Annotated in this window: 24 protein-coding genes; 12 read left to right on the top strand and 12 right to left on the bottom strand. The window is 61.6% G+C overall.

Going from position 1 to position 26,082, the window contains the following annotated elements:
* The first annotated feature begins 519 nt into the window (after positions 1 to 519).
* Positions 520 to 777: a hypothetical protein gene (locus JF539_RS19945; protein ID WP_207142496.1), complete on the top strand. Its 258-nt coding sequence runs from the start codon at positions 520 to 522 to the stop codon at positions 775 to 777.
* 123 nt (positions 778 to 900) lie between these two features.
* Positions 901 to 2,412 (top strand): BCCT family transporter, encoded by a 1,512-nt coding sequence (locus tag JF539_RS19940; protein WP_207142495.1) that lies wholly within the window; start codon positions 901 to 903, stop codon positions 2,410 to 2,412.
* A 99-nt stretch (positions 2,413 to 2,511) separates the two neighbouring features.
* Here JF539_RS19940 and JF539_RS19935 read toward each other — a convergent pair whose 3' ends face one another.
* From JF539_RS19935 to JF539_RS19925, 3 genes are all read right to left on the bottom strand, one after another.
* Positions 2,512 to 2,985, bottom strand: a complete 474-nt coding sequence (locus JF539_RS19935; RefSeq protein ID WP_207142494.1) for a DUF2269 family protein — start codon at positions 2,983 to 2,985, stop codon at positions 2,512 to 2,514.
* The gene (locus JF539_RS19930; RefSeq protein ID WP_207142493.1) at positions 2,985 to 4,280 is read right to left on the bottom strand and encodes an SDR family oxidoreductase; all 1,296 of its coding nucleotides are present in this window, start codon (positions 4,278 to 4,280) and stop codon (positions 2,985 to 2,987) included. The genes JF539_RS19935 and JF539_RS19930 overlap by 1 nt, the downstream gene beginning before the upstream one ends.
* Before the next feature lie 118 nt (positions 4,281 to 4,398).
* Positions 4,399 to 5,352 carry an ABC transporter substrate-binding protein gene (locus tag JF539_RS19925; RefSeq protein ID WP_419247696.1) on the bottom strand — a complete coding sequence of 318 codons (954 nt, stop codon included), beginning with the start codon at positions 5,350 to 5,352 and terminating at the stop codon, positions 4,399 to 4,401.
* A gap of 472 nt (positions 5,353 to 5,824) precedes the next feature.
* Here JF539_RS19925 and JF539_RS19920 point away from each other — a divergent pair, with 472 nt between their 5' ends.
* Positions 5,825 to 6,547, top strand: coding sequence for an isochorismatase family cysteine hydrolase (locus JF539_RS19920; RefSeq protein WP_207142491.1), 723 nt, complete (start codon positions 5,825 to 5,827; stop codon positions 6,545 to 6,547).
* 89 nt (positions 6,548 to 6,636) lie between these two features.
* Here the strand turns inward: JF539_RS19920 and JF539_RS19915 are convergent, their stop codons facing one another.
* The 9 genes from JF539_RS19915 to JF539_RS19875 all read right to left on the bottom strand — a co-directional run bounded on the left by JF539_RS19915 (position 6,637) and on the right by JF539_RS19875 (position 16,408).
* Entirely contained in the window at positions 6,637 to 7,314 is a 678-nt protein-coding gene (locus JF539_RS19915; RefSeq protein ID WP_207142490.1) for a Crp/Fnr family transcriptional regulator, read from the bottom strand.
* 131 nt (positions 7,315 to 7,445) lie between these two features.
* Entirely contained in the window at positions 7,446 to 9,290 is a 1,845-nt protein-coding gene (locus tag JF539_RS19910; protein ID WP_207142489.1) for a V-type ATP synthase subunit A, read from the bottom strand.
* Positions 9,291 to 9,302: 12 nt separating this feature from the next.
* A complete protein-coding gene (locus tag JF539_RS19905; protein ID WP_207142488.1) occupies positions 9,303 to 10,034 on the bottom strand; it encodes a hypothetical protein in 732 nt (243 codons plus the stop codon).
* Positions 10,035 to 10,037: 3 nt separating this feature from the next.
* Positions 10,038 to 10,739, bottom strand: a complete 702-nt coding sequence (locus tag JF539_RS19900; protein WP_207142487.1) for a hypothetical protein — start codon at positions 10,737 to 10,739, stop codon at positions 10,038 to 10,040.
* A gap of 9 nt (positions 10,740 to 10,748) precedes the next feature.
* Positions 10,749 to 11,198 carry an ATP synthase subunit C gene (locus tag JF539_RS19895; protein WP_207142486.1) on the bottom strand — a complete coding sequence of 150 codons (450 nt, stop codon included), beginning with the start codon at positions 11,196 to 11,198 and terminating at the stop codon, positions 10,749 to 10,751.
* A complete protein-coding gene (locus JF539_RS19890; protein ID WP_207142485.1) occupies positions 11,195 to 12,988 on the bottom strand; it encodes a V-type ATP synthase subunit I in 1,794 nt (597 codons plus the stop codon). The genes JF539_RS19895 and JF539_RS19890 overlap by 4 nt, the downstream gene beginning before the upstream one ends.
* Positions 12,985 to 13,608 (bottom strand): V-type ATP synthase subunit D, encoded by a 624-nt coding sequence (locus tag JF539_RS19885; protein ID WP_207142484.1) that lies wholly within the window; start codon positions 13,606 to 13,608, stop codon positions 12,985 to 12,987. Before JF539_RS19885 ends, JF539_RS19890 begins: the two co-directional genes overlap by 4 nt.
* Positions 13,608 to 14,975 carry a V-type ATP synthase subunit B gene (locus JF539_RS19880; RefSeq protein WP_207142483.1) on the bottom strand — a complete coding sequence of 456 codons (1,368 nt, stop codon included), beginning with the start codon at positions 14,973 to 14,975 and terminating at the stop codon, positions 13,608 to 13,610. Before JF539_RS19880 ends, JF539_RS19885 begins: the two co-directional genes overlap by 1 nt.
* A 380-nt stretch (positions 14,976 to 15,355) precedes the next feature.
* Entirely contained in the window at positions 15,356 to 16,408 is a 1,053-nt protein-coding gene (locus JF539_RS19875; protein ID WP_207142482.1) for a LacI family DNA-binding transcriptional regulator, read from the bottom strand.
* Positions 16,409 to 16,608: 200 nt separating this feature from the next.
* On the opposite strand from JF539_RS19875, the gene JF539_RS19870 reads away from it, so the two are divergent.
* The 9 genes from JF539_RS19870 to JF539_RS19830 all read left to right on the top strand — a co-directional run bounded on the left by JF539_RS19870 (position 16,609) and on the right by JF539_RS19830 (position 25,966).
* Entirely contained in the window at positions 16,609 to 17,841 is a 1,233-nt protein-coding gene (locus tag JF539_RS19870; RefSeq protein ID WP_207142481.1) for an ABC transporter substrate-binding protein, read from the top strand.
* Positions 17,842 to 17,982: 141 nt separating this feature from the next.
* Positions 17,983 to 18,873, top strand: a complete 891-nt coding sequence (locus JF539_RS19865) for a carbohydrate ABC transporter permease (protein ID WP_207142480.1) — start codon at positions 17,983 to 17,985, stop codon at positions 18,871 to 18,873.
* Complete coding sequence (locus JF539_RS19860) at positions 18,870 to 19,868, top strand: carbohydrate ABC transporter permease (protein WP_207142479.1); 999 nt, start codon at positions 18,870 to 18,872, stop codon at positions 19,866 to 19,868. Before JF539_RS19865 ends, JF539_RS19860 begins: the two co-directional genes overlap by 4 nt.
* A 10-nt stretch (positions 19,869 to 19,878) precedes the next feature.
* A complete protein-coding gene (locus JF539_RS19855) occupies positions 19,879 to 20,967 on the top strand; it encodes an ABC transporter ATP-binding protein (RefSeq protein ID WP_207142478.1) in 1,089 nt (362 codons plus the stop codon).
* Between the two features lie 32 nt (positions 20,968 to 20,999).
* Positions 21,000 to 21,746 (top strand): sugar phosphate isomerase/epimerase family protein, encoded by a 747-nt coding sequence (locus tag JF539_RS19850; protein WP_207142477.1) that lies wholly within the window; start codon positions 21,000 to 21,002, stop codon positions 21,744 to 21,746.
* Between the two features lie 9 nt (positions 21,747 to 21,755).
* The gene (locus JF539_RS19845) at positions 21,756 to 22,877 is read left to right on the top strand and encodes a Gfo/Idh/MocA family protein (RefSeq protein ID WP_207142476.1); all 1,122 of its coding nucleotides are present in this window, start codon (positions 21,756 to 21,758) and stop codon (positions 22,875 to 22,877) included.
* 11 nt (positions 22,878 to 22,888) lie between these two features.
* A complete protein-coding gene (gene mgrA, locus JF539_RS19840) occupies positions 22,889 to 23,935 on the top strand; it encodes an L-glyceraldehyde 3-phosphate reductase (RefSeq protein WP_207142475.1) in 1,047 nt (348 codons plus the stop codon).
* A gap of 37 nt (positions 23,936 to 23,972) precedes the next feature.
* The gene (locus tag JF539_RS19835) at positions 23,973 to 25,028 is read left to right on the top strand and encodes a sugar phosphate isomerase/epimerase family protein (protein WP_207142474.1); all 1,056 of its coding nucleotides are present in this window, start codon (positions 23,973 to 23,975) and stop codon (positions 25,026 to 25,028) included.
* A 518-nt stretch (positions 25,029 to 25,546) separates the two neighbouring features.
* Positions 25,547 to 25,966 (top strand): AAA family ATPase, encoded by a 420-nt coding sequence (locus tag JF539_RS19830; protein ID WP_207142473.1) that lies wholly within the window; start codon positions 25,547 to 25,549, stop codon positions 25,964 to 25,966.
* The last annotated feature ends 116 nt before the right edge of the window (positions 25,967 to 26,082 follow it).

Here is a 26,082-nt window from a genome sequence, read left to right as displayed (position 1 = left end):
CCTGCTTGAACAGCCAGCCCCCCTGCCTTGCGCGGTCCTTTCTAGAGCCCTTCCCGATCATCTTGAACCATTTGATGGCTTTTGTGGGCTCGCTCGGCAAGGCGTGTCGCGAAGTGCGATGCGGTGCATCGCGCAAGCGGCGCAACGCTGCCGATGGGCCGTCAAAAGCCACCCGGTTCAGAAAAAATCGAGTGAAAAAAACAATTTCTTAGGGCTGGACAAAATTGGTCTCTGGCTTCGTTGGACAGCGCTTGAGGTGGACAACACCGCTGCGCGCAATCCGCCTCGCCAGAGACCAATTTTGTCTCAGTCAAATGATTCAATATGACCGGGAAGGGCTCTAGAGTTTCGCCGGAAATTCGCCATCGACCGCCCCTCAATCATGAATAGTTGAGACGAATATTACAATTTTCGATAGCCTTGTCATAATTACACCCTTTTACGTGTTATGCTGATAAAGGCTGGACATTCACTGCCTGTTCGCGGGGGCGCGGAAACGGACGTGGAAGGTAAATTGTCATGATTTTGTTTCTATTGGTTCCTGCATTCCTTCTTTACACCGGCGTCGCATCTGTTTTTCTGATCCTGTCGTCGATGGAACTGCTTGAAAACAACATGAGCAGCCCGGTTCGACTGGCCGGCGCCTTCGCAACCTCCGTTTTCTGGCCGGTGACACTGGCAGGAATGAGCCTCTATGTTCTCATGCTTCCGCAGATCCGGCGCTTCAAAAGTGCTGAAAAGCAATCCTCCTTCCGCCTTTCGCACCGGCCGCACTGACGGGCGTCCCACGGGGTTCAGCCCCACAAAAATCACGATTCGCTGAAAAGGCTGCGAAGCTCACTTTTTGCGTTTCCCCTGTGGCTCCGCTAACGTGTCGACGTCATATCTCCCGGGGGGTGCATGCATAATAGCAGAGTGCTGCTGGCGGCTTCAGTCGGACTATGCGCCGTAATCGGCATATGGGGCGTGGCCGACCCGGCAAGCCTGCTGACCGTCGCGCAACGTATCGTCGATCAATATTTCACAAGCCGCGGCTGGTTCGTGATGCTCTCCGTCACGATCATGCTGCTCTTCTGTCTCGGACTGACCTTCACCAGGTTCGGCGACATCCGCCTGGGCGCGGATACGGACCGGCCGGACTATTCCACACCGACCTGGATCGCCATGCTTTTCGCCGCCGGCATGGGGGTCGGCCTGCTGTTCTGGGCCGTTGCCGAACCGCTCACACACTACCATTTCGCCCAGGAGGCCCTTCCGGTTCCGATCGCAGCGGAACAGGCCCTTCTTGCCGCAAACTTCAATTGGGGCATCCATGCCTGGGCGATCTACGGCACCACCGCTCTGACAATCGCCTATTTCAGTTTTCGCCGCGGCACACCGATGCTGGTCAGCGCGCCGGTAAAGAACCTGTTTCCGGACGAAGCCTGGGCAAATGCCGTCGGCTGGATCTCCGACTTCATGGCCATCGTCGCCATCGCCATCGGCGTCGCGGGCTCCATCGCCATGGGCGTTTTCCAGGTTGCCGACGGGATCACCGTTCTGACCGGAGGGACGAGTGCGACCCCGTTGCTGGTCGGTGTCGTTTTCTTCCTGATCGTCGCCGCCTATATTCCGCCTCTCCTGGTGGATCTCGGCAGCGGCATGGCGAAGCTTTCCAACATCGCGATGGCGATTGCCATTGCGCTGGTCGCCTACACCGTCATTCTCGGCCCGTCGGAATATCTGCTCAATTCGATCGTCGGAGGAATTGGCAAGTATATCGCGGAGGTGATCCCGCGCGGACTACAGACCTTCACCTTCTACGGGAGCGAAACCAGCAAGTGGTTCCGCGACTGGACGCTCACTTACATGGTCTGGTGGATCGCATGGGGACCTTTTGTCGGTGTCTTTGTCGCCCGGATCTCCAGGGGGCGCACGATCCGGGAATTCGTATTGGGCGTTCTGGTCGCGCCGACCGTTTTTTCGACGGTCTGGTTCGGCGCCTTCGGCGGGGTCGGGCTCTACGAAGCCATCGACGGCCAGGGGCAGTTGCTTGCGATGACGCAGACCAACGTCGAGCGCATGACCTTCGCGCTTCTCGACCGGCTGCCGTTATCCGGGCTGACCACGCTCGCGACGATCGCGGCCGCCTTCCTGTTCATTGTCACGAGCGTCGTCAGCGCGGCCTTTGTCCTCGGCATGTTTTCGACCGGTGGCAATCCGGATCCGAGCGTGAAGGTCAAGCTCGTCTGGGGCGGTCTTCTCGGCATTCTGGGCGCCGCCATGATCCTATCCGGCTCCGTACAGGCGATGAAGCAGCTGATCGCTCTCGGCGCGCTGCCTTTCGTTTTCATAACGGTGTTGCTCCTGACCTGCCTGGTCCGGGCGCTGATGCTTGACGGCGCAAAGGAGCCAGCCCATGCTGATCGGTGACCCGCTCGATACGATCCTGAACCTCATGACCTTCGCGTTTATCGGCGCGATGATCTGGCTGCTCATGCGCAAGGAACCCGACGACCGGGGATAGGTCCCTCAGCCTGAAAAGTCAGGCTTGGTCAGCATCAGCCAGACGATGGCCAGCACCGCCGCGAAGGCCGGCACGCCGCAGGCGAACCAGATGTGGAACAGCCTGAAATAGGCCACCGGAAGCGCCGTCCCGGCTTCGGCCGCCTCCGCCGCGAGACGGCGCATGCGGATCTGGATCCAGACCACCGGCAGCCAGAGGGCGCCAACAAACACATAAAGACAGAGCGAGACGAACACCCAGCCTTTCAGGAGCGGCCAGCCGACCTCCAGCGCGAGGAAATAACCCGTGACGGGCTGGAGGAGCGCCGCGGTGGCGGTGAAGACCGTGTCCGCCAGAACGACGATGCCGGCGACATGGGCAATCAGGACCGGATTTTTCGACAGATGCGAAACCAGCATGAAGAAGGCGATGCCCGCGCCCGTTCCCAGGAGCACGCAGGCACCGATGACATGAGCGAACTTCAGCAGATCGTAGGTCATCAGCGTTCGTCCAGAAGGAAGGCGACCGCAAGCGCAAGCACCAGGGCCGGAAAGATCTTCACGAACGGTCCCAGCGGGTCGGCCCAAAGCTCCGGCGTCAGCAGCGTTCCGAAGAAGAGATAGCCCAGAGAGACGGCCGCCATGCCCAGGCAGGCCGGACGGGTCCAGCGCCGCCACAAAACGCCAAGCCCGAGCAGAATGTCGATGACCGATCCGCCGATGACGGCGGCACCGGCGATGCCGTGCGCCACGTCTGTCTCCGTCAGGACGGATTGGGCCGCCCGGAACGACCAAAGTCCCATCAGACCGGACAAAAGCCAGAACAGGGACAGGCAGCCGATGGCGAGCGGCAGGATCAGATAAACTCTCGAAAAGGCGCGCTCCTGGGCGGTCGCTGGCATCGCACGCAGGGTCTCCTCAAGAGATTTCAGGCTGGTCCCTCCGCGCCGCCGCCACTCTTGCGGGTCGCCCGTAATACCGCTTTCCAGCGATTTCAGGGCGTTTGTCCTCAGCGGCGAGCGCCAGCCGAGCCAGCCGAGCGCATCCGCGCCTTTTCCGATCAGCCTGACCGTCCAGGCCGGCACGGCGATCGCCGCGCGCCAGGGCGCATACCCGAGCCAGGACCGGATCCCGACCGTCAGTTCCCAGAACGTCCGGCTTTGGTCTTCGGCAAGATCGGCCACGAAACGGCTGCCGAGGCTTCCGGTCGCGGCCTGTGCGACCGCCCTGGCGAGATCCGTGACATGCACGGTCTGGACTTTCGCCTGCGGAAACGCCTTTCCGCCGATCAAAGGCAGGGCAGCGCTGGCTCGTAACAATGCGGTACCGCCATAGGCTTCGCGCCCCAGGACGAGAACGGGACGCAGAACGATCCAGTCGATGGCCGACGCCACGACCGTCCTGTCGCCTCGTGCCTTGGTGCGGAAAAACCCGGTCGGCGCGTCTTCGCTGACCCCGGCGGCGGAGATCTGAATGAACCTCGTTTTCGATCCGGTCAGAGCCTCCACGACGCGGGAAACGGCTGTTTCGTGAATGGCGGTCAGATTGTCCCGCGACCCATCCTGCAGAGCGCCCGAGGCATTCACGACCACATCGGCATCGGCGAGAAGCTCTTTCCATTCCTCGGCGGAGACCGAGGCGATGTCGCGGATGATCCAGACCAGATCCGGAAACGCCCGCTGCGCCGCCGTTACCGATCGGCCAATGCCCAGGACCGCGAACCCTTCTTCCTGCAGAGCCCTGACACAGGCCCCGCCGATGAAACCGTAAGCTCCGAGAACAACCGCTTTTTTCATGTGCAACGCTTTGCTTAAAAACTCCGGTTTGTTTTAGGCCGCGCGGTTTGCGGAGTAAAACGCAAAAAGGCCGCCCTTCCGGACGGCCTTTCGCAATCAAGCAGGACCTGGGCAGGTCTTACATCTTGTCGGTGACGACCGTGCTGGTCGCGCCTTCCGGTTCCTTGGTGATCACCGGATCGGACCCGCCGGCCAGAAGCGACTTCACGGTGCGCTCGTAGGCGTCCATGTCCAGCTTGCCGTCGGAGCCGTCGACCAGCTTGTTGATTTCCCCGACCATGCGGATCTGGTGCTTTTCGGTCTGCGCGCCGGTGGCGTCGTTTTCCAGAACGATTTCGGCTGCCTCTTCCGGGTGCTCGGCAGCGTAGGCCCAGCCCTTCATGGACGCTTTCACGAAACGGGCCAGCTTGTCGACCATGGCCTCGTCTTCGAGGCTGGATTCCAGAACGTAAAGACCGTCTTCCAGCGTGGCAACGCCCTGGTCCTCGTACTTGAAGACGACAAGATCTTCGGCGGGAATGCCCGCGTCGATCACCTGCCAGTACTCGTTATAGGTCATGGTGGAGATGCAGTCGGCCTGCTTCTGCAGCAGCGGATCGACGTTGAAGCCCTGCTTCAGAACAGTCACGCCGTCGTCGCCGCCCTCGGTCGGAATGCCCAGCTGGCTCATCCACGACAGGAACGGATACTCGTTGCCGAAGAACCAGACGCCGAGGGTCTTGCCCTTGAAATCGTCGGGACCGGTGATGCCGGTTTCCTTGCGGCAGGTCAGCATCATGCCGGACTTCTTGAACGGCTGCGCAATGTTGACGAGCGGCACGCCCTTTTCGCGCGACGCCAGCGCGGACGGCATCCAGTCGATGATCACGTCGGCGCCGCCGCCGGCGATGACCTGCGGCGGAGCGATGTCCGGGCCGCCCGGCTTGATCGTCACATCCAGGCCTTCTTCTTCGTAGAAGCCCTTGTCCTTGGCCACGTAATAGCCTGCGAACTGGCCTTGCGTGACCCACTTCAGCTGCAGCGTCAGCTCGTCGGCGGCCTGTGCCGCTCCCGAGAGCAGACCCGCGCCCATTGCCGACACGAGTGCCAGACTTTTCAATGCCTTCATTGCCATTCCCCTAGCGGTTGCGGGCTTCGGTCCATGCGGCCGGGCCCTTCTCTGGAATTTTAAACCCTTGCCGGAGCGGGGCCATAGCGGTTCCCGACCATTCCTTCCACCACCGGCAAGTCGGCCGCGGCCAGAGCACCGGGCATTCTGCCTTCTGCGCGTTGTCCGCTGACCATTTGGTCAAGAAAATCTAGAAAGTTGCCGTGTCTCTGGTCAAGGTTATTTTTTGATCAAGGCCGAAATGCCGGCATTATCGTTGCAAAAGACGTCAGGGTACGGACCCTGGGCTTCGGTTCACCCCCTTCCTCGAAAAATCGAGTTTAAGAGTGGAACAATTGTTCCAGAGCCATGTGCGTCAGCTTCCTACAACCGGAGCCGCCGGAAGCGACATCTGTGTCGCCTGGCGAATTGGATAGACCAACAGAAGGTTGTGGACATGAAGACTCTATTGCTGACAATCGCGGCCGGGCTTCCCCTGATGCTCGCCAGCGCCGTGGCGCCGGCTGCGGAAAATCCCCTGCCCAGTTTCGACAAGAAGCACACCGCAATCGTGATCACAGATCCTCAGAATGACTTCCTCGCTCCCGACGGCAAGCTTTACGGACTTGTCGCGGAAAACCTTGCCGAACTCGGTACGGTCGCGAATATCGAAACCCTGATGAAGACGGCGAAGTCAGAGGGCGTCGCGCTCGCCGTCGACCCTCTGGTCTACACCAGGGTCGACATCGACTGGTCTGGAGCGGGAGCACTCCAGCGGCAACTGCTGGACATGAGGGCGCTCTATCGCGACTCCCTGGCAAACCCGGAGGGGTTCGAAGGATCCGGGGCCGATTTCTACGCGCCGTACAAACCCTACATCCATGACGGCGAAACCATCGTGGTCGCGCCCCACAAGATGTACGGCCCGGAAAGCAACGACCTGATCTATCAGCTGCGCTCCCGGGGGATAGACACGGTCATCCTCGGCGGGCTGGTTGCCAACCTTTGTGTGGATTCGCATATGCGCGCCCTGATGGAAAACGGTTTCAAGGTCTTTGTCGTCAAGGACGCTGTCGGGGGCCCCGGCTCCGATGCCTATAACGCGGCTTTGGTGAATTACAGCATGATCGCCAACGGTGTGTTGACCACCGAAGACGTCACGCAGGCCCTCGCCCGTTAAACAGCGTGTGCGCCGGGGATGAATTCGGACGGCCCCCCGGCGTTCCCCCTGCCCGTCACTTTCCGTGCATGCCCGACGGTCCAGGACCGTCAACCGTCCGGACCGTCAGCGGGTAGCATGGCCTCAAGACGGCTTCGATCCATGATGGTGATCCGCTTGTGCGCGAGTGAAATCAGGTTCTGGCCGGCCAGATTGCGCAAAAGACGCGAAACGACCTCGCGGTGCGTACCCAGGTCACGCGCGAGCCGCTCCTGCGACAGACAAATCACGCCGCTTTCGTCAGCCCGTGCCAGCAACAGCAAAACCAGGCGTTCCTCCTGAGGAAGGCGCATCGTTTGTTCCAGCGTGCTGAGCAGAGCATAGACACGTCCGGACAGTTGCTCGAACAGAAATGCCTGAACCGCCGGATCCCGAGCAAACAGCTGCCTGAAGGTCTTTCCGGACAGGGTCAGGAATTCCACACCTTCGGTGTCCGCGGCCGCAAAGGCCGGATAGGGCATGTCTGAAAACAGGCTGTTGAGCGCCAGAATGCAGCTCTCGCCGGGCCCGATCCAGTAAAGCGTTCCTTCGCGGCCTTCCGCGTCGATGTAATAGACGCGAATGGCCCCTGACTTGACCAGGAACACACCACCCACCGTGTCTCCGGGACGCAGGATGTCCTCACCGGGCGAGACCACGGTTCGCGTGATGTCTTTCTTCAAGGCCGCAAACGTATCCGCCTGCATGCCCTTCGCGAACGGAATCACTTTTACAAGTTCTTCGCCCATGACACCTTCTTCGGCTCTTCAACGACCGGGGCGCTGTAGAGCCGTCTTGGCCTGTTTCAACTGCCAACGGGATGAGCCCCTCCCAGTGAGCAGGCTGGCTGGTTTCCCGGTCCCACTTGAACCGCGACGATCTAGTTGCCTTTGCCGGTCACACGCCTGGGTGCGTTGCCGATGTTTTGGGTGATCTTGTCCAGAAGGCTCTTGCGTTCGTTGCTGCCGTCCGCCGAATAGTTCAGGTTCTTGAACAGGGACGTCTGCTCGGTGAAGAACTTGCGCACCGCGTCCTTGTCCTCGAAATTGAAATCCGTCTTGGCGATCCTGTAGGCGAGGTCGAAGGTCTGCTGCTGACGGGCGAGCGGCGCGGAGACATCCACGTCGTCGAAGGCGTCCTGCTGCAGATAGACCATATCCAGGAACAGCGCCTTTTGCTGGAGAACGAAGTCTTCGGTCGACACGCCCTCTTCGCCGGTAACCTGCATCATGCGGGTGATTTCGTCGCCCTTCTTGAGGAGCTCGATCATCTCCTCGACGCGCGGGACCCAGTCCGGGCCGATGTTCTCCTGATACCATTCGCCGAGCTGCTTGTGATAGCGCGACCAGGACAGGAGCGGGTCGACGGCCGGGTAGAAGCGCTTGTAGGCGCGTTCCGAAGACAGTCCCAGAAAGGTCTTCACGGTTCCGAGCGTCGACTGGGTGACCGGTTCCTCGAAATTGCCGCCCGCCGGTGACACCGTACCGATCATGGTCAGGCTGCCGGTTTCACCGGATGCCGTACGCACCACACCGGCACGCTCGTAGACGCCCTTGATCGCGCTGTCGAGATAGGCCGGAAACGCCTCTTCCCCCGGAATTTCCTCCAGACGTCCGGAAGTCTCGCGCATGGCCTGCGCCCAGCGCGAGGTACTGTCGGCGATCAGGAGCACGTCATAGCCCATCTGGCGGTAATACTCGCCGAGCGTGATGCCGGTGTAGATCGAAGCCTCGCGCGCCGCGACCGGCATGGAGGACGTGTTGCAGATGATGACGGTGCGGTCCATCAGCGTGCCATCGCCGGACGGGTCCGGCTGGTGGGGAAATTCGGTGATGGTTTCAACGACCTCCCCGGCCCGCTCGCCGCAGGCGACCACGATCACGATGTTGACCGCGGAGAACCTGGAGATCAGGGACTGAAGCACTGTCTTGCCGGCGCCGAAGGGCCCGGGGATACAGCCCATGCCGCCACGCGCGATCGGGAAGAACGTGTCGATCAGGCGCAGGGTGGTAACCAGAGGCTCGCTCGGGTAAAGACGCTCGCTCTGACCGGACGCGAACAGGCGTTCGGGAATGGCGCGGCGCACGGGCCAGTGCTGAACCATGGTGAGGTCACGGGTCTCGCCCCGGTCGTTCTTGAGTGTCACCACCACGTCGTTGATGGTGAAGGAGCCCTCGCGCACCCGTTCGACGGACCAGTTTCCGGTCAGCCCGAAGGGCGTCATGATCCTGTGTTCGAAACGGCCTTCGGGAACCGTGCCGAGCGTTTCACCCGCCTTGACGGGATCGCCGGATTTCACCTTCGGCTCGAACGCCCATTTGCGTTTCTCGTCCAGCACATTGGTCAGGACGCCGCGCGGCAGGAAAAAGCCGTGCTCCGCCGCAATGTCCGCGAGCGGGTTCTGCAGGCCGTCGAACACGGTGCTGAGAAGCCCCGGACCGAGGGCGACGGAGAGCATGTCGCCGCTCTGGATCACCTTGTCCCCGACGCGAACACCCGACGTGCTCTCGAAGACCTGCGCTTCGGCAGTCTTGCCGCGGACCCGGAGAACCTCGGCCTTGAGATATTCTCTCGGCTTACCTTCGCGTTCCGGCCCGTGCGGGATGATGTAGACCACTTCGTTCTTGATCAGGGGAGCGTCCCCGAGCGGTGTCAGCGTCACAAGGTCGTCCTGGACGGCGACGATTTCCGCGGTCGGCTCCGGAAGCTGGACATGGCTGGTCATGATGAGGCTCCCTTACGAGGCTAAACTGTCTGCTGAAAAAAGACCCTTGGCGACGTGTTCATGAGGGCCTTCAGGCCCTTGAAGCGCGGCGTCCAGAAGCGACTTGAGCCGGTCCCTCGCATCGTCTTCGTTGTAGCGGGACCACCTTTCGACGATCACCCAGCGCAGCACATAGATGCCGACGGCTTCGAAGTCGAACTCATGCAGCGTGAGATAATGATCAAGCTGGCGGAAGACCTGCGTCAGGAACAGGCGCTCTACGCCGATATGGTCGCCCGCCTGCATCAGCCGGTGCGCCTCGCCGATCCAGGGCATGTAATGGCCAAGACCGAAGGCGGGATCGCTCCAGTTGGCCTTGATCTGGCCGCACCACCGGCCGAAGCCCCAGGTGCTTATGTCCCCGGCCGTCTCCTGTCCGTCGCGACGGCGGCGCAGGGCGGCGATCAGGGTCCTCGTTTCCATCCGCGCGCCGACCAGATGCTGGAGGTCCGGATAGTCCTTGAGTTCGCCGATCACCTGATTGGCACGCCGGATGATCTCGATGTCCTCGTCGTATTTGGCCACACCGGCCCAGGCGGTCACCTCCACCACCTCGCGCAACAATCGCGCATGCTCGGGCTCCAGCATACCGGCAATCCTCTGCCTGAGCCGGAAACCCGATATCGGCACATCCTTGACGGAAAACAGTTTTCCGAGATGCGGCAGGCTGGTGACCAGCGAAATATATTGGTGCGGCCGGGACATCGTTTACCTGAGTACCCCTTCCATCACCGCCCGCAACCGCGGCTGCAGGTGCATTTTCAGGAGCCCGGCGATGGAGTCCTCGGTGAGGTCGATCGAGACGTCCCGGTCGGTGAGCTTTACCTTGATGCCGTTCTGGCCCGGGGCCGTGGAAAAGGTCACGCCGTTGCGCAGGGCCTCTCCGGACAGCGCGATGACGAAATGGGTCAGCGTGCCGGGTTCCACCGCTTCCGGCGACTGCCGCAACTCTTCGAAGGTCACGATTTTTTCCGGAAGCACGATCTCCATCGGCTCCGTATCGCCGACCGATGCGTTTTCCCTGGCGTTGCCCGCCATGGTCAGTATCAGCTTCTGGAGAAACTCCTGATCCGCGAGTGTGGTTCCGACCAGACGGGCTGCCTCCTGCTGGATACGGTCGCCGAGTTCGTTGCGCAGGCTCAGGACAAGATCCCGGGCCGCGACCTTCAGCCCGTCTTCCGTCGCAGACTTTTCCTTGGCCGCTTCCGCGCGGGCCGCCGCCAGCAGGCTGTCGGCCTTTTTCTGGGCCTCGGAGACGATCTCGTCGGCCTTCTCCTTTGCCTTGGCGAGGAGTTCGTCGCCTTCGGATTTCCCGGCATCGACTCCTTCCGCCTTCAAACGGTCGATCAGAGCCTGAACGCCCACCCCGGCGGCGTTTTCCAGATCTTGCGTTGCCTTTTGCTTGGACATGCGGGCCTCCTAACTCGGGATCGAACCGGCCAGAACCAGCGCGAAGACCAGCGCGAAGACGGAAAAGCCTTCCAGCACCGCGGCAGGAGCCAGCGATATGCCGAAAATCTCCGGTTTCGCCTTGGACGCGTGAATGGCGGACGCCAGAACCTCGCCCTGGCGGATGCCGGTGAACAGCATCGTGAAGCCGGAGAGCACACCGATGCCGAAGAGCGCCGCGCCGTTGGCCGCGTCGACCGTGGTCTGCTGCAGCGAGAACATGATCACGATGCCGTAAATCACCTGCGAGGAAGGCATGAGGGAAACACCGATGAACCGGCCGTACCCTCCCTCGCTGTCCAGCATGGCGCCAATCGCGGCGCTGCCGCCCAGCGCGCATCCCCAGGCACTGCCGATCGCACCGAGGGCGACCGGAGCGAAAAGCCCAAACCAACCGAGAGCCACAACGAATTCGTTCACAGGCGTGTCTCCTCTTTCTTGAACGGACGGAAGGGCTTGCCCTCGTCTTTCAGACCCCAATTGAAAAATTCAATGACATTCAGGCGCAGACCGTGGACACAGCCCGCGATCAGACCCAGGCCGATGTTGATGCCGTGACCGAGGGTCAGAACGGCGATCGCGATCAGAATTCCGATCCCCGGCACGGCTGCGTTCAACTGCCCCGACAGGTTGTTGATCGTCTCGGCAAGCGACGCCGCCGCCAGTCCGAGCGCGAACAGCCGCATGTAGCTCAGGACGTCGGAGAAAATGTTCACGATACGGGCCAGCGCCGCCAGCCCGTCGAACACCCGAAGGCCTCCGGACCTGACCGAGTCGACCTTGCGGTCGCTGCCGTAGAAACCGACCGTCAACAGGCCCAGCACCACCGCGGCGGGTCCCGCCTCCGCCAGGAACGTCCCCGCCCCAAGAAAGGTCGCCAGTCCGCCTAGGGCCACCAGGCACCAGCCCACCGGCTGGTACCGGCCGCTCGGCGTCTCCGCGTGATAGGCGCGCACCAGGTTGGCAAGCACGATATGCAGCACGCCGATCGCCAGCGTGATCTTCATCATCGCGTCGACGTCCTTGAGGTCCATGAACTTGAGATGGCCCAGGAAACTGTCCGGCGGCGGCGCAACGCCGAAATAACTGCCCGTTGCGACCCCGAAGGCCGTTGTCGAGATCATCAGCCAGACCGACATGCGGTACATCCGCCTGCCGAGATCGGACCCCGCGAAGCGTTTGCGGAACAGATAGAGCAGCAGAAGCAGGAGAAGGCCGTAGCCTCCGTCCGTCATGATCATGCCGAAGAAGATCACGAAGGAGACATAGACAATCGCCGACGGATCCCAGTCACGGTACCCCGGCGTCTGGTAGAATTCGACCAGATCCTCGCCGGCCTCTACCGCGGCTGCGTTCTCCAGCAATGTCGGCGGGGCATCTTCCTGCGAAACCTCTTCGAAGAGCACCGCGATATCGTGCTCGGCGGCGAAGTCCTGGATCTCCTCCGTCTGGTCGCGGCGCGCCCAGGCCTGCATCACGAACAGCCGTTCCACGTCCGCGGTTTCCAGACCCGCCCGCTGGCGGGCCGAGCGGTCCCGCGCCGCCGCAAGGTTCTGCGCCAGAACGTAGCGCCACTTGGTCAGCATCTGGCGCTCCAGTTCCAGCTCCTCGAGTTCGATCAGAGCGTCGTCGTGACGGCGTTTCAGGGTGGACAGGGATTCTGCGCCGACATGCACACGTGGAACCGGCATGGCGCTAACGGGAGGCTCTTCCGGGGCCAGCAAAACGATATAGGACCGGTATCTGTCCTTGTGCACGATTTCCAGGATCTTGTCCGCCGGATCGACGTGTTTCAGCTTGGCGGTCGGCACCACATAGAACCACAGCCGATTGTCGCCGATTTCGGCAAGGTCGGAGAAGCTGAATTCCCCCCAGGGCTCGACATCCCTGATCCGCTGGCCCAGCCAGGCGATCAGATCCTCGCAACTCTTCAGGGCCTTGCGGTTCTCGAGCGTCTGGGCGACGACCGCGTCCAGATCGAACCGGTCATGGTCGGTTACCGGACGGCGCTGCGCCGGACAGTCCATAAGCCAGCGCAATGCGGAGGCCGCGTCCCGTCCGAGGCCCTGGGGGACCGCTTCCAGATCTTTCTGAGCGGAGGTGAGAGGGATCAGATGCAGCATTCCGAAAGCCTGAGCGGTTTCCAGAACCTTTTCCTTGTCGTCGAGGATACCGACGACATTCACCTTCACGAGCGGAACGATGGTCACAGCTCGGCCATCCTTTCCTCCGCCGCGCGCGCGGCGGTCTTGCGTTTGGAGATCTTCGCCCGCACGACGGCGTCGCGCTCCGCATCCGCCAGCGCCATGCGGATTTTCTTGATGTTGCGCGCCGCCTGCGGAATGAGAACCTTCTCGAACAGGTTCACCCGCCGGGAAATCACCGCTTCCGCCTCCTGGAGACGCACGATCCGTTCCCGTGCGACATCCCGTTCAAGGCTGAGCCGCAGCAACTCCTGCATGCCCTTCACATAAGGATCGACCCAGTGCGGCCGGGCCAGCAGGGAATAGCGTTTGGTTTCGATTTCCACGCTTTCCAGAACGGGCAGTTCGGTGCCGGACAGGTTTTGCGTGCCCCTGACGGCCTCTTTCAGCACCACAAGACCCTCCAGCGGCACCTGGGTGTTCGACAGCATGGGCAGGGCCGCCACAAGGTCGTCGAAACACCGCTGAAACTCGCCATCCAGCCGGGCCGCCTCCTCCCTGGCCTTGGCGCGCTCCGCCATGATCTGGAGCCGCTTGAGTTCCAAGGACGGCAAAAACCGCTTGTATTCGCTAAGTTGAGCGCTCTGCTTGGCCAGTGACGACTTGTTGAGCGCCAGCTTTGCCATTACGCGGCCTCCTCATCGGAGCCGCTGCCGGGCTTTGTCTTTTTCGGAAAGTATTTGTCGATCAGCCCCTGTTTCATCAGAAGCTGCTCCGGCTCGAAACATTCCGCAAGCGTCTGCCAGCACAGATCGAGCGCCTCCTCCAGCGGAATGGAGACATCGATATCCATGAAGCGCTCACGGAACAGCCCGCCGAATTTCAGGAGCTGCCGGTCATAGTCGGACAATTCGAAAGCCATCGACTGTTTCTGTTCGGCGTCCCGCGCGCCCGAATAGAACCGGACCATGGTGTTCATGATCTGGTTGTGGTCCTCGCGGGTCACCTTGCCGATGACATGCTGCTTCAGGCGGGAGAGCGATCCGAAGGGATCGATTACACCGCTGTGCAGATAGAACTGGCCTTCGGTGATGTAACCGGTGTTGTCCGGAACCGGATGGGTGACATCGTTGCCGGGCATGGTGGTGACGGTCAGGATGGTGACCGAACCGGAGCCCTTGAAGTCGCACGCCTTTTCGTAACGACGCGCCAGCTGGGAATAAAGATCGCCCGGATAGCCACGGTTGGCCGGCACCCGTTCCATGGCGATTGAAACTTCCTTCAGCGCATCGGCGAAAGCGGTCATGTCGGTGAGGAGCACCAGCACCCGCTTGCCTTCCTCGACCGCGAATTTTTCGGCCACCGCCAGTACCATGTCCGGCACCTGCAGCCGCTCCACTACCGGGTCGGACGCCTGGTTGATGAACATCACCGTGCGCGGAAACACGCCGGCGTCCTCGAACTGTTTGCGGAAGAACGCGTAGTCGTCGAAGATCAGGCCGAGCCCGCCGAAGACGACGATGTCGGCATCGGCCTGGATGCCGATACGCGCCAAGAATGGGTTGTAGGGCTCGCCCGACACGGAGAAGATCGGGATTTTCTGGCTTTCGACAAGGCAGTTGAAGATGTCGATCATCGGCACGTCCGTGCGGATCATACGCGAGGCCAGCACCCGCTTCATCGGATTGGCCGAAGGACCGCCGATGGGCACGGTCGGGTCGCTGGCCAGATCCGGTCCCTGATCGATCGGATTGCCGGCGCCGTCGAAAACGCGGCCGAGAATATTGTCCGAATAGGTGACCTTGGCCGCCTCGCCGAGGAAGCGGACGGAGGAATTGTTCGCAAGTCCCTTGGTGCCGGAGTTCACCTGCAAGGACACCATATCGTGGTCGATATTGATGACCTGTGCGAGCGACGTGGTTCCGTCTCCCGAATCGACCACGGCAAGGTCGCCAAGGCAGGGCCGTCCTTCGGAGTCCGATTTCGAGGAAGACACCTGAATTCGAATGATATCGCCAACAATATCGACAATTCGGGTATGGGAGACCAGCATCGTTGCCCCCTTGGCAAAAGCTCGTTCAATATCGCCGCAGTGCACCCTGGCTCACGACAAGGCACCTGTTGCACCACGAGCGCTCGTTATCTTAGGCCCGGATTTCTACCAATGACAACAGTCCTTGAAACATTCAACCGAATGCCTGCCATGATTCGGAGCGTAGGAGAGAAATAGTTACAGGTGTATGACCTGGATCATTGGTCGGCCAACGCGCTTCCGGCCGGGATGCCGAGATATTCGCTGTGCCTTTCAAACTGAAATTCCGTTGCTGAAGATAAGGTTTTCTTCAGGAAATCGGGGCATCTGGATGCCTTGCTCACGGTCGCATCCGGCGCTGCTCCGGACCGGCCAAGCCCATATTGCAACGCAGCATTAAACTAAAGTTCGACCCGCACGGGTGCGGCACTTTGCCGGACAACCAGATCGACCCCGATGATGACCGGTGCCGGCGCCTCTTCGTCCGTACCCAACCCCGCGACGGCACCCGTGCCAACCCGCTGATGAAACAATTGCGCCGCCTTTGTCCCCAGCGCGCGTCTGTCCTGCCGGATCGTGGTCAGCGCCGGCACGTAGTATTCGGACAATTCGATGTCGTCGAAGCCGATGACGGAGATGTCACCGGGCACACGGAGCCCGTGGGCCGACAGGGTCGAGATCAGGCCGAAAGCGACCTGGTCGGACGCGCAGAAGACAGCGGTCGGCCGGTCCGTCATGTGGACGATCTTGTGCGCGGCCGCCTTGCCGGACTCAAGGGAGAAGTCGCCGCGGATGATCCACTCCTCGCGTGCGGGAAGTCCCAGCCTCGCACGTTCCGCCAACATGCCCTCGCGTCTCGCATGGGTCAGGACGTTGTCCTGCGGGCCTGTGACATGGGCGATTTTCCTGTGGCCGAGATCGTACAGGTGACCGACGGCCAGGCGGGCGCCCTGGATGTTGTCGCTTCTCACGGACGGAAAATCTGAGCCCTGCACCCATTCGCAGGCGAACACGATCTTCCCGGAGACGCCGTTCTCCTCGAACTGCGCGAGTTCGCGCTGCGACAGCGCCCCGTCGAGACAGATCATGCCGTCGATCTGCGCGTCCAAAAAGTAATCGACCAGGTGTTGTCCGGACGTCGCCCGATCCTCGGTGTCGGCGATCAGAACCGACGTGTCACGCTCGCCAAGCGTCTCGCTGATGCCGGCCAGGATTTGCGAAAAGAACGGGTTGCCGAGATTTGGCACAAGCACGAGCACGGCGCCGGCCTGGCGCGTTCTCAGTTTTCTGGCGGTCTTGTTCACCCGGTAACCGGTGGCCTTGATGGCGGCGAAGACGGCTTTTCGGGTTTCTTCGGTCAGGAGGTCCGGGCTCGACAGCGCGCGGCTGACCGTTGCCGTGGAAACTCCGGCAGCCCTGGCGACGTCCACGATCCTTGCATTTTTTAAAGCCACAACCGCCTCTGCCGCCTTGCTTTTTTCCATGGCCACATAGCGGGCCGACTTTCCGGCTTGACACAAGCCCGTTTCGGGCGAATGATAAATGTAATCGATTACATAACACAATAATCTGAATTTGAATCGATTAAAAAAATGCGGTGTGAACCGCATGGCGACGACAGCCGGACCTGGATTCGGTCCGCCGGGAGGAACAGATGAAATCATTACGCGCATTTTTTGCAGCAACCACCGCGGTTTGCGCCGCCGGCGCCGCGCAGGCGACCGATCTTGAAGTCACCCATTGGTGGACCTCGGGCGGCGAAGCGGCCGCGGTCGCCGAGTTTGCGAAAGCCTTCGACGCCACCGGGAACAAATGGGTGGACGGCGCCATCGCCGGCTCCGGCGGCACGGCCCGCCCGATCATGATCAGCCGCATAACCGGTGGCGACCCCATGGGCGCGACGCAGTTCAACCACGGCCGCCAGGCGGAAGAACTGGTCGAGGCCGGACTGATGCGCGACCTGACCGACATCGCCAAGGAAGAGGCCTGGCAGGAGATCGTCCGTCCGGCAAGCCTCCTGGAAAGCTGCACCCTCGACGGCAGGATCTATTGCGTTCCGGTCAACATTCATTCCCAGCAGTGGCTGTGGCTGAACAACGCGGTCTTCGAGGACAACGGTCTTGATGTGCCCGCCACCTGGGACGACTTCGTCGCCGCCGCACCGAAGCTTGAAGAAGCGGGCGTCATCCCGCTTGCCATGGGCCAGCAGCCCTGGCAGACGACGCTGGCCTTCCAGGTCCTGCTCGTAGCGCTGGCCGGTCCTGACGCCTACACGAAGATCTTCGGCGACAAGGACGCGGAGCTCGCGGGCGGCGCGGACATGGCCAAGGTCTTTCAGGCCGCGGCAACGGCCCGCGACATGGCCAAGGACTCCAACGTCCAGAACTGGAACGACGCCACCACCATGGTGATCACCGGCAAGGCTGCCGGCCAGATCATGGGCGACTGGGCACAGGGTGAGTTCGCGGTCGCCAACAAGGTTGCAGGCAAGGACTATTCCTGCCTGCCGGGCCTTGGCGTCAACAAGGTGATCCAGACCGGCGGGGACGCCTTCTATTTCCCGAAAGTGGACGATCCCGAGATCACGGCGGCGCAAGGCGAGCTCGCCAAGGTGATGCTGTCTCCGGACACCCAGGTCGCCTTCAACCTAAAGAAGGGATCGCTTCCCGTGCGCGGCGACGTGAACCTTGAGGCCGCCAACGACTGCATGCGCAAGGGCCTCGATATCCTGTCGGAAGGCGCGATCATTCAGGCTCCGGACCAGCTCATGTCCGCCGACAGCCTGACCCAGGTGAACGATCTCTTCGTCGAGTTCTTCAACGATCCGTCGATGTCGGCGGAAGACGTTCAGAAGCAGTTCGCCTCGATCGTCGCCAGCGCCGACTAACTCCGGCTCTCTTCCGCCGTCCCGCAGCATCGAACGGGGGCCATTCCAGGGGCGGCGGCCTCCAGCCCTGCGCGCAGCAATGCGCGCAGGGAAGGCCGGAGCGGACTTTCAGTCAGGTCAATCTTCGAGGACTTTTACGGCATGGACGCAGCCAAGCGCCCTTTGGGTTGGCACCGGAACCTCAGCGCCAAGGTTGCAGCGGTCCCGATGATCGTCACCGCGCTCGCGGTGTTCGTCGGAGGAACCGCCTGGACGGTTCTTTATTCCTTCACCAGTTCCAAGCTGCTGCCGAAGGAAAAATTCGTCGGACTGGCGCAATACGAGCGCCTGTGGAGCAGCAACAAGTGGCTGATCTCCATTGAAAACCTGGCCATCTACGGCGCCTTTTCCCTCGTCTTCGCGCTGGTGATCGGTTTTCTGCTGGCGGCCCTTCTCGACCAGAAGATCCGCTTCGAGGACACGTTCCGGACCATCCTGCTTTATCCCTTCGCCTTGAGCTTCATCGTCACCGGGCTCGCGTGGCAATGGATCCTCAATCCGGATTTCGGGGTCCAGCACGTGGTGCGCGGCCTGGGCTGGGAAAGCTTCACCTTCGATCCGCTCTACAATCCGGACATCGTCATCTACGGTGTGCTGATCGCCGGGCTCTGGCACGAAACCGGGCTGATCATGTGCCTGATGCTGGCGGGCCTGCGCGGTATCGACGAGGACATCTGGAAGGCGGCGAAGATCGACGGCATTCCGATGTGGAAGACCTATCTTTTCATCGTCATTCCGATGATGCGCGGCATTTTCATCACCGCCATCGTGCTGATCGCGTCGGGCATCATCAAGGTCTACGACCTGATCGTCGCCCAGACCGGCGGCGGACCGGGCATTTCCTCCGAGGTGCCTGCGAAATACGTCTACGACGCCATGTTCCTGTCGCAGAACCTCGGACAGGGTTTCGCCGCCTCCACAATGATGCTGCTGACGGTGGTCATCATCGTCGTGCCCTGGGCCTATCTCGAATTCGGGGGCAAGCGGCGATGACCAAGACACCGCACCTTCTGAAGAACTCCCTGAAATACCGCGCTGAGGCCGGAGCGGCCGGCGGCGATGTCTCCCTCCGGCTTGCGGAAGTTCCGTCAGAAGCTGCTCGCGTGGAAAACGGTCCGGCCGGACGCAAGCCGCGCAAGGTCCTTTCCCGGCGAAACATCATCGTCTACGGCACGCTGATTGTCGTCTGCCTCTACTACCTGCTGCCGCTTTACGTGATGATCGTCACCTCGCTGAAGGGCATGCCGGAAATCCGCATCGGCAACATCTTTTCACCGCCTCTCGAGGTCACCTTCCAGCCCTGGGTCAAGGCCTGGGCGGAGGCCTGCACCGGGCTCAATTGCGACGGGCTCTCGCGCGGCTTCTTCAATTCCGTGCGCATCCTGATCCCGTCGGTCATACTGTCGATCGTCATCGCCTCGGTGAACGGCTACGCGCTCGCCAACTGGCGCTTCAAGGGCGCGGATACCTTCTTCACCATCCTGATCGTCGGCGCCTTCATCCCCTATCAGGTGATGCTCTATCCGCTGGTCATCATGCTGCGCGAGATCGGGCTCTACGGCAGCCTGACCGGTCTCGTGATCGTGCACACGATTTTCGGCATGCCGATCCTGACCCTGCTTTTCCGCAACTATTTCGCCTCCGTGCCGCAGGAACTGTTCAAGGCGGCCAGGGTCGACGGAGCCGGCTTCTGGAGGATCTACTTCCGCATCATGGTGCCGATGAGCCTGCCGATCTTCGTCGTCGCGATGATCCTGCAGGTGACCGGCATCTGGAACGACTTCCTGTTCGGCGTCGTCTACACCAAGCCGGACCTCTATCCGATGACGGTGCAGCTCAACAACATCGTCAACTCCACGCAAGGGGTGAAGGAATACAACGTCAACATGGCGGCCACGATCCTGACCGGCCTGGTTCCCCTCACCGTCTATTTCATCTCCGGAAAACTCTTCGTGCGCGGCATCGCCGCCGGCGCCGTGAAAGGCTGAAGCGGACCCCATGGAAGCAAGCATCTCCATCAAGAACCTGTCCCTGAGCTTCGGCGCGCTGGACGTTTTGAAGGACCTCAATCTCGATGTCGGCCGGGGCGAGTTCCTCGTGCTGCTTGGCTCGTCCGGCTGCGGCAAGTCCACGCTTCTCAACTGCATCGCGGGGCTGCTCGACGTCAGCGGCGGCCAGATCTTCATCGGCGGACGCAATGTCACCTGGGAGGAGCCGTCGAAGCGAGGCATCGGCATGGTGTTTCAAAGCTATGCGCTCTACCCGCAAATGACGGTCGCCGGCAACCTGAGCTTCGGCCTGAAGAACGCCCGCGTACCGAAGCCGGAGATCGAGGAGCGCGTCGCCCGGGCGGCGAAGATCCTGCAGATCGAACCGCTTCTGAAACGCAAGCCGGCCGCCCTTTCCGGCGGCCAGCGCCAACGCGCCGCCATCGGCCGTGCCCTGGTGCGCGACGCGGATGTCTTTCTGTTTGACGAACCCTTGTCAAATCTCGATGCCAAACTGCGCGCGGACCTGAGGGTCGAAATCAAGCAGCTCCACCAGAAGCTCAGCAACACGATGATCTATGTGACCCACGACCAGATCGAGGCCATGACGCTGGCCGACCGGATCGCCATCATGCGCGGCGGCCGCATTCTTCAGCTTGCCTCGCCGAAGGAGATCTACAACCGCCCGGCCAGCAAATATGTCGCGGAGTTCATCGGCTCGCCGACCATGAATTTCTTTGAAGGCGAGATTATCAGCGGCGACGGCCTGCGCTTCGTCTCCGGAGGGCATGCCTTCCCGCTGGAGGACTACGCGTTTCTCGACAGCACTTTCCAGCCCGCTCCCGCCTGGTTCGGCATCCGGCCGGAGCACATGGTCGCGGGCGACCCCGCGGACACGGCGCCTGTCCGTCTTCAGGGCCGTGTCGAGCTTGTCGAACCGCTCGGCTCCGACACGCTCGCCCGGGTCAAGGTGGACGGCCATCTCCTGTGGGTCCGCCTCGACGGGCAGGCGAGCGTTTTCCCGGGCGACGACATTCAGGTCGGCTTCGATCCGGCCCGCGCCAATCTTTTCGACAAGACAACCGAAGACCGGCTCTGATCCGGTCCTTTCAAGAGCTCAAGGATATATCCATGGACGTTTCGTTTCAGCTTTACTCCGCCCGCGACTTCACCCCGTGGGACCATGTTCTCAAGACGCTTGCCGGGCTCGGCTACACCAGGGTGGAGGGCTTCGGCGGCACCTACGGCGACCCGGAAACCTTCAGGACCCTGCTCGACGCCTATGATCTTGCCATGCCGTCCGGCCATTTCTTTCCGATGGAACAGTTCGAGGAGGACCTCGACAAGGTGATCTTCACCGCCAGAACGCTTGGCATGAAGCGGCTGTTCGTGCCCGCCCTGCCGCCGGACCAACGCGCGCCGGACGCCGGCCACTGGCAATCTGTTGCCGGAAGGCTTGAGGCCATCGGCGAAAAGATCCGCGGCGCGGGCCTCAGGTTCGGCTGGCACAATCACGATTTCGAATTCAGGCCCTGCGCAGACGGCCGCCTGCCGATGGATATCCTGCTGGAAACGGCTCCCTCCATCGAGTGGGAGGCGGACATCGCCTGGATCGTGCGCGGCGGGCAGGACCCGCTGGCGTGGATCGACAGATACGCGAGCCGCATCACCACCGCCCATGTCAAGGATATCGCCCGGCAAGGCGACTGCGCGGACGAGGACGGCTGGGCGGATGTCGGCCACGGCACCATGGACTGGAAGGCGATCATGGCCGCGCTTCGGGGCGCGGGCGTCGACCTCTTCGTCATGGAGCACGACAAGCCCTCCGACTTTACCCGTTTCGCGACGCGCTCCATCGACGCCTTCCGCACGTTTTAAGGACTGACCATGAGCACCAAACTCGGCATCGGCATCCTCGGATGCGGCAATATCTCGGGCGCCTACATGAAACTCGCGCCGCTCTTTCGGGGCATAGAGGTCCGCGCCTGCGCCGACCTCAACGCGGCCGCCGCACAGGCGCGGGCGGAGGAATTCGGCCTCAGGGCCGAAACCGTCGACGAACTGCTTTCCGCCGACGACATCGACATCGTCGTCAACCTGACCGTGCCGGCGGCCCATTTCGAGGTGTCGCAAAAGGCGCTTGAGGCGGGCAAGCATGTCTATTCCGAAAAGCCCTTCGTTCTCTCGGTCGGGGAAGGCCAGGATCTTGCGGCTCTTGCGGCGGAAAAGGGCCTGCGCGTCGGCTCGGCGCCGGACACGTTTCTCGGCGGCGCGCATCAGCTGGCGCGCCACCTGATCGACACGGGCGCCATCGGCAAGGTCACCTCCGGCACCTGTTTCGTGCAGAGCCCCGGCATGGAGATGTGGCACCCGAACCCGGACTTCTTCTTCAAGCCCGGTGGCGGTCCGATCCTCGATCTCGGGCCCTATTACGTCTCCAACCTGGTTCAGCTTCTGGGCCCCGTGAAACGGGTCACCGCCATGAGTTCGTCCGGTTCTGCGGAACGCACCATCACCTCCGAGCCGCGCCATGGCGAGAAAATCACGGTGGAAACGCCGACGACGATCCACGCGGTCCTGGAATTTCATTCCGGCGCGCAGATCACCTATTGCGCAAGCTGGGACGTCTGGCAGCACGGACACGCCAACATGGAGCTTTACGGGCGCGACGGAACCCTGCATGTTCCGGACCCGAACTTCTTCGGCGGCGAGTTGCGCATGACGGAAAAGGGCAGCTTCGTAACCATCGCCGAGGCATGGAACCATCCCTTTTCAAAAACCAACGACCGGGGCCGTGCCAATTACCGGACGGCGGGGCTCGCGGACATGGCGCTCGGCATCCTGGAAAACCGGCCGCATCGCTGCTCGCTCGAGTTCGCGCTCCATGTGGTCGACGTGATGACGGCGATCCTCGCTTCCGGCGAGCGCGGAGAGTTCATCGACATCAAGACCGGCTGCGACCGGCCCGAGGCGCTCGGTCCGCAGGCAGCGCAAACCCTTTTGATTTGACGGGACAGAACATGACCTGGACGGCAGCGGACACGCGCTACGACACGATGGACTACCGGCGCTGCGGGAGGTCCGGCCTGAGACTGCCGGCGATTTCGCTCGGCCTCTGGCACAATTTCGGCGACGACACGCCGCATGAGCGCAAGCAGGAGATTGCCCGGACCGCGTTCGATCTCGGCATCACCCATTTCGACCTTGCCAACAATTACGGACCGAAACCGGGCGCGGCGGAAGAGGCTTTCGGCGAGCTGCTGCGCACCGATTTCGCGCCTTACCGGGACGAGATGATCATTTCCTCCAAGGCGGGGTATCTCATGTGGCCAGGTCCCTACGGTGAGTGGGGCAGCCGCAAGTACCTGATTGCCTCCTGCGATCAATCCCTCAAGCGGATGGGGCTCGACTATGTCGACATCTTCTATTCCCACCGCTACGACCCGGACACGCCGCTGGAAGAAACCATGATGGCGCTCGACCAGATCGTGCGCTCGGGCCGGGCGCTTTACGTCGGCATTTCCTCCTACAATTCCAGACGCACGCGCGAAGCCGCGGCGATCCTGAAGGACCTGGGCACGCCCTGCCTGATCCACCAGCCGAGCTATTCGATGATCAACCGCTGGGTGGAGGAAGACGGCCTGCTGGACACGCTGGAAGACCTCGGCATCGGCTCCATCGCCTTCTCGCCACTTGCCCAGGGCATGCTGACGAGCAAGTACTTGAAAGGCGTTCCGGAAGGCAGCCGCGCGACCCAGGGCAAGTCGCTCCAGGAGCAGTTCCTCAGCGACGACAACCTGGAAACGATCCGCGCCCTCAACGCGATCGCCGAACGGCGCGGCCAGAGCCTTGCCCAGATGGCGATCGCCTGGGTGTTGCGGAAAGGCCGGGTCACGACCGCGCTGATCGGCGCCAGCCGGGCCGAACAGGTTCGCGATTGCGTCAAGACAATCGAGAACCTCGACTTCAGCGACGCGGAGCTCGCGGAAATCGAGGCCACGACGCGCGAGGCGAACGTCAATCTCTGGGCGGCTTCCGCCGAGCGCGAAGGCCCGGCACGCAAGTGACCAAATTCAGGAAGAATACCGATTTGGAGAAACCATCATGGCCGGACTGATCAAGGGACCCGCGCTCTTCCTGGCGCAATTCGGCGGCGACGATGCGCCCTTCAACACGCTGCCCTCCATCGCCGAATGGGCAGCGGACCTCGGGTACAAGGGCATCCAGATTCCGACCTTCGACGCCCGCCTGTTCGACCTGGACGCGGCGGCGGAGAGCCAGACCTATTGCGACGAGATCAAGGGCGTCTGTGCCGACGCCGGCGTCGAGATCACCGAGCTTTCCACCCATCTGCAGGGCCAGCTTGTCGCCGTCCACCCGGCCTATGACCTCGCCTTCGACGGGTTCGCGCCGGCCTCGGTTCACAACAACCCGAAGGCACGCCAGGAGTGGGCGGTCGACCAGATGAAGAAGGCGGCGCGCGCCAGCCGGCGGTTCGGCCTCAAGGCCTCCGTCAGTTTCACCGGCTCGCTGGCCTTCCCCTATCTCTACCCCTGGCCGCAGCGCCCGGCCGGCCTGATCGAGGAGGCCTTCACCGAGCTCGCCCGCCGCTGGAAACCGATTCTGGACGTCTATGACGAGAACGGCGTCGATGTCGGCTACGAGATCCATCCGGGCGAGGACGTTTTCGACGGCGCCACTTTCGAAATGTTCCTTGAGGCGCTCGGCAGCCACCCGCGCTGCCGGATCAACTACGACCCGTCGCATTTCCTGCTGCAGCAGCTCGATTATCTCGCCTTCATCGACATCTACCACGAGCGCATCTGCGCCTTTCACGTGAAGGACGCGGAGTTCAACCCGGACGGCCGCCAGGGCGTCTACTCCGGCTATCAGGGCTGGTTAGGCCGCGCCGGCCGCTTCCGGTCCCTGGGCGACGGCCAGGTCGATTTCTCCGGCATCTTTTCCAAGCTCGCCCAGTACGACTACGACAGCTGGGCCGTTCTCGAGTGGGAATGCTGCCTGAAATCGCCGGAACAGGGCGCCGCGGAAGGCGCCCCCTTCATCGAGAGCCACATCATCGAGGTGACCGACAAGGCCTTCGACGATTTCGCCGGCGGGGAGACGGATTTGGGGCAGGTCCGGAAGATGCTGGGGTTGTGAACAGAACGACGTGAGGTGAACTGCGCCTGCAGCGCCATTCCCGGAGACATCTTCTGGCGGCTTCTTTGCGCTGCCATTGCGGTCGTTCGCCGCGTTGGAGGCTAAGCTTCAAAGCGGACATTCTTTTGAGATGGAACGAATTTCCAGATTGGGCGGACAGCGGACTGTTGTCGCGCAAGCGTAAAAGTGTCTCTGCTTCGCAAAAGCTGCCATAGGGTGAGATGACGCCTGAAGCCAGCCCTTGAGTTCGGCAATGCGGACAATTGAGATATTGGATTCGAGACGCCAAACGAGAAATTGGGTGGGAGGTGGAAGTTTTCTGCGGGTAAACACGCTCTCCCCTAGTACAAATGAGCGGACGTTGCTGATTTAGAAAAAGATACAAAATCAGGCTGTAGGTCACGAGATCGATTGATGTGTATTCGCAGTGCAATATTCCGCCACTGATCTTGAACACTACGGCATGCAACCACAATATATATTCTATAAATCGCACATTTGATTCTAAGGGCAGGCACATGAAGCTCAAGACGGTTCAGATTAAACATTTCAAACATGTGTTGGACTCAACACCGGTTGAGATCCAGCCCGACATCACCTGCCTTGTGGGCAAGAATGAGAGCGGCAAGAGCGCTTTCCTTGAGGCGTTGCGACGGCTCAAGCCGGCACAGGGTGGGGTCAAGTTCTCCTCCTCCACGCACTATCCCGCGTGGCTAGAAAAGCGGCACCGCCGTGAGGCTAAGGCCGCAGGTCGCTGCCTTGACGATACTACGCCAATCACCGCAACCTTTTCGCTTGAATCCGCCGATAAACAAGCTGTCGCTGAAGTGTTTGGCGATGGTGTTCTTTTGTCGGATGACATTAAAATCAGCCGGAATTACAACAACCAGTACAGTGACTCATATGATGTGGATGAGGCTCGCGCAGTCGCAAACTGAATAGCCCCTAGATTTGTAGACGCCTTCTTCCCTAATTTTGAGGCAAGGAGGCCATGATGGGCACGAGCAATTTCAGTGACGATTTCAAGCGGGACGCGGTGGCTCAAATCACCGAG

The organism is Roseibium aggregatum, assembly GCF_017309185.1.
Classification (GTDB): Bacteria; Pseudomonadota; Alphaproteobacteria; order Rhizobiales; family Stappiaceae; genus Roseibium; species Roseibium aggregatum_B.
This window is presented reverse-complemented; position numbering and strand designations above follow the sequence as displayed.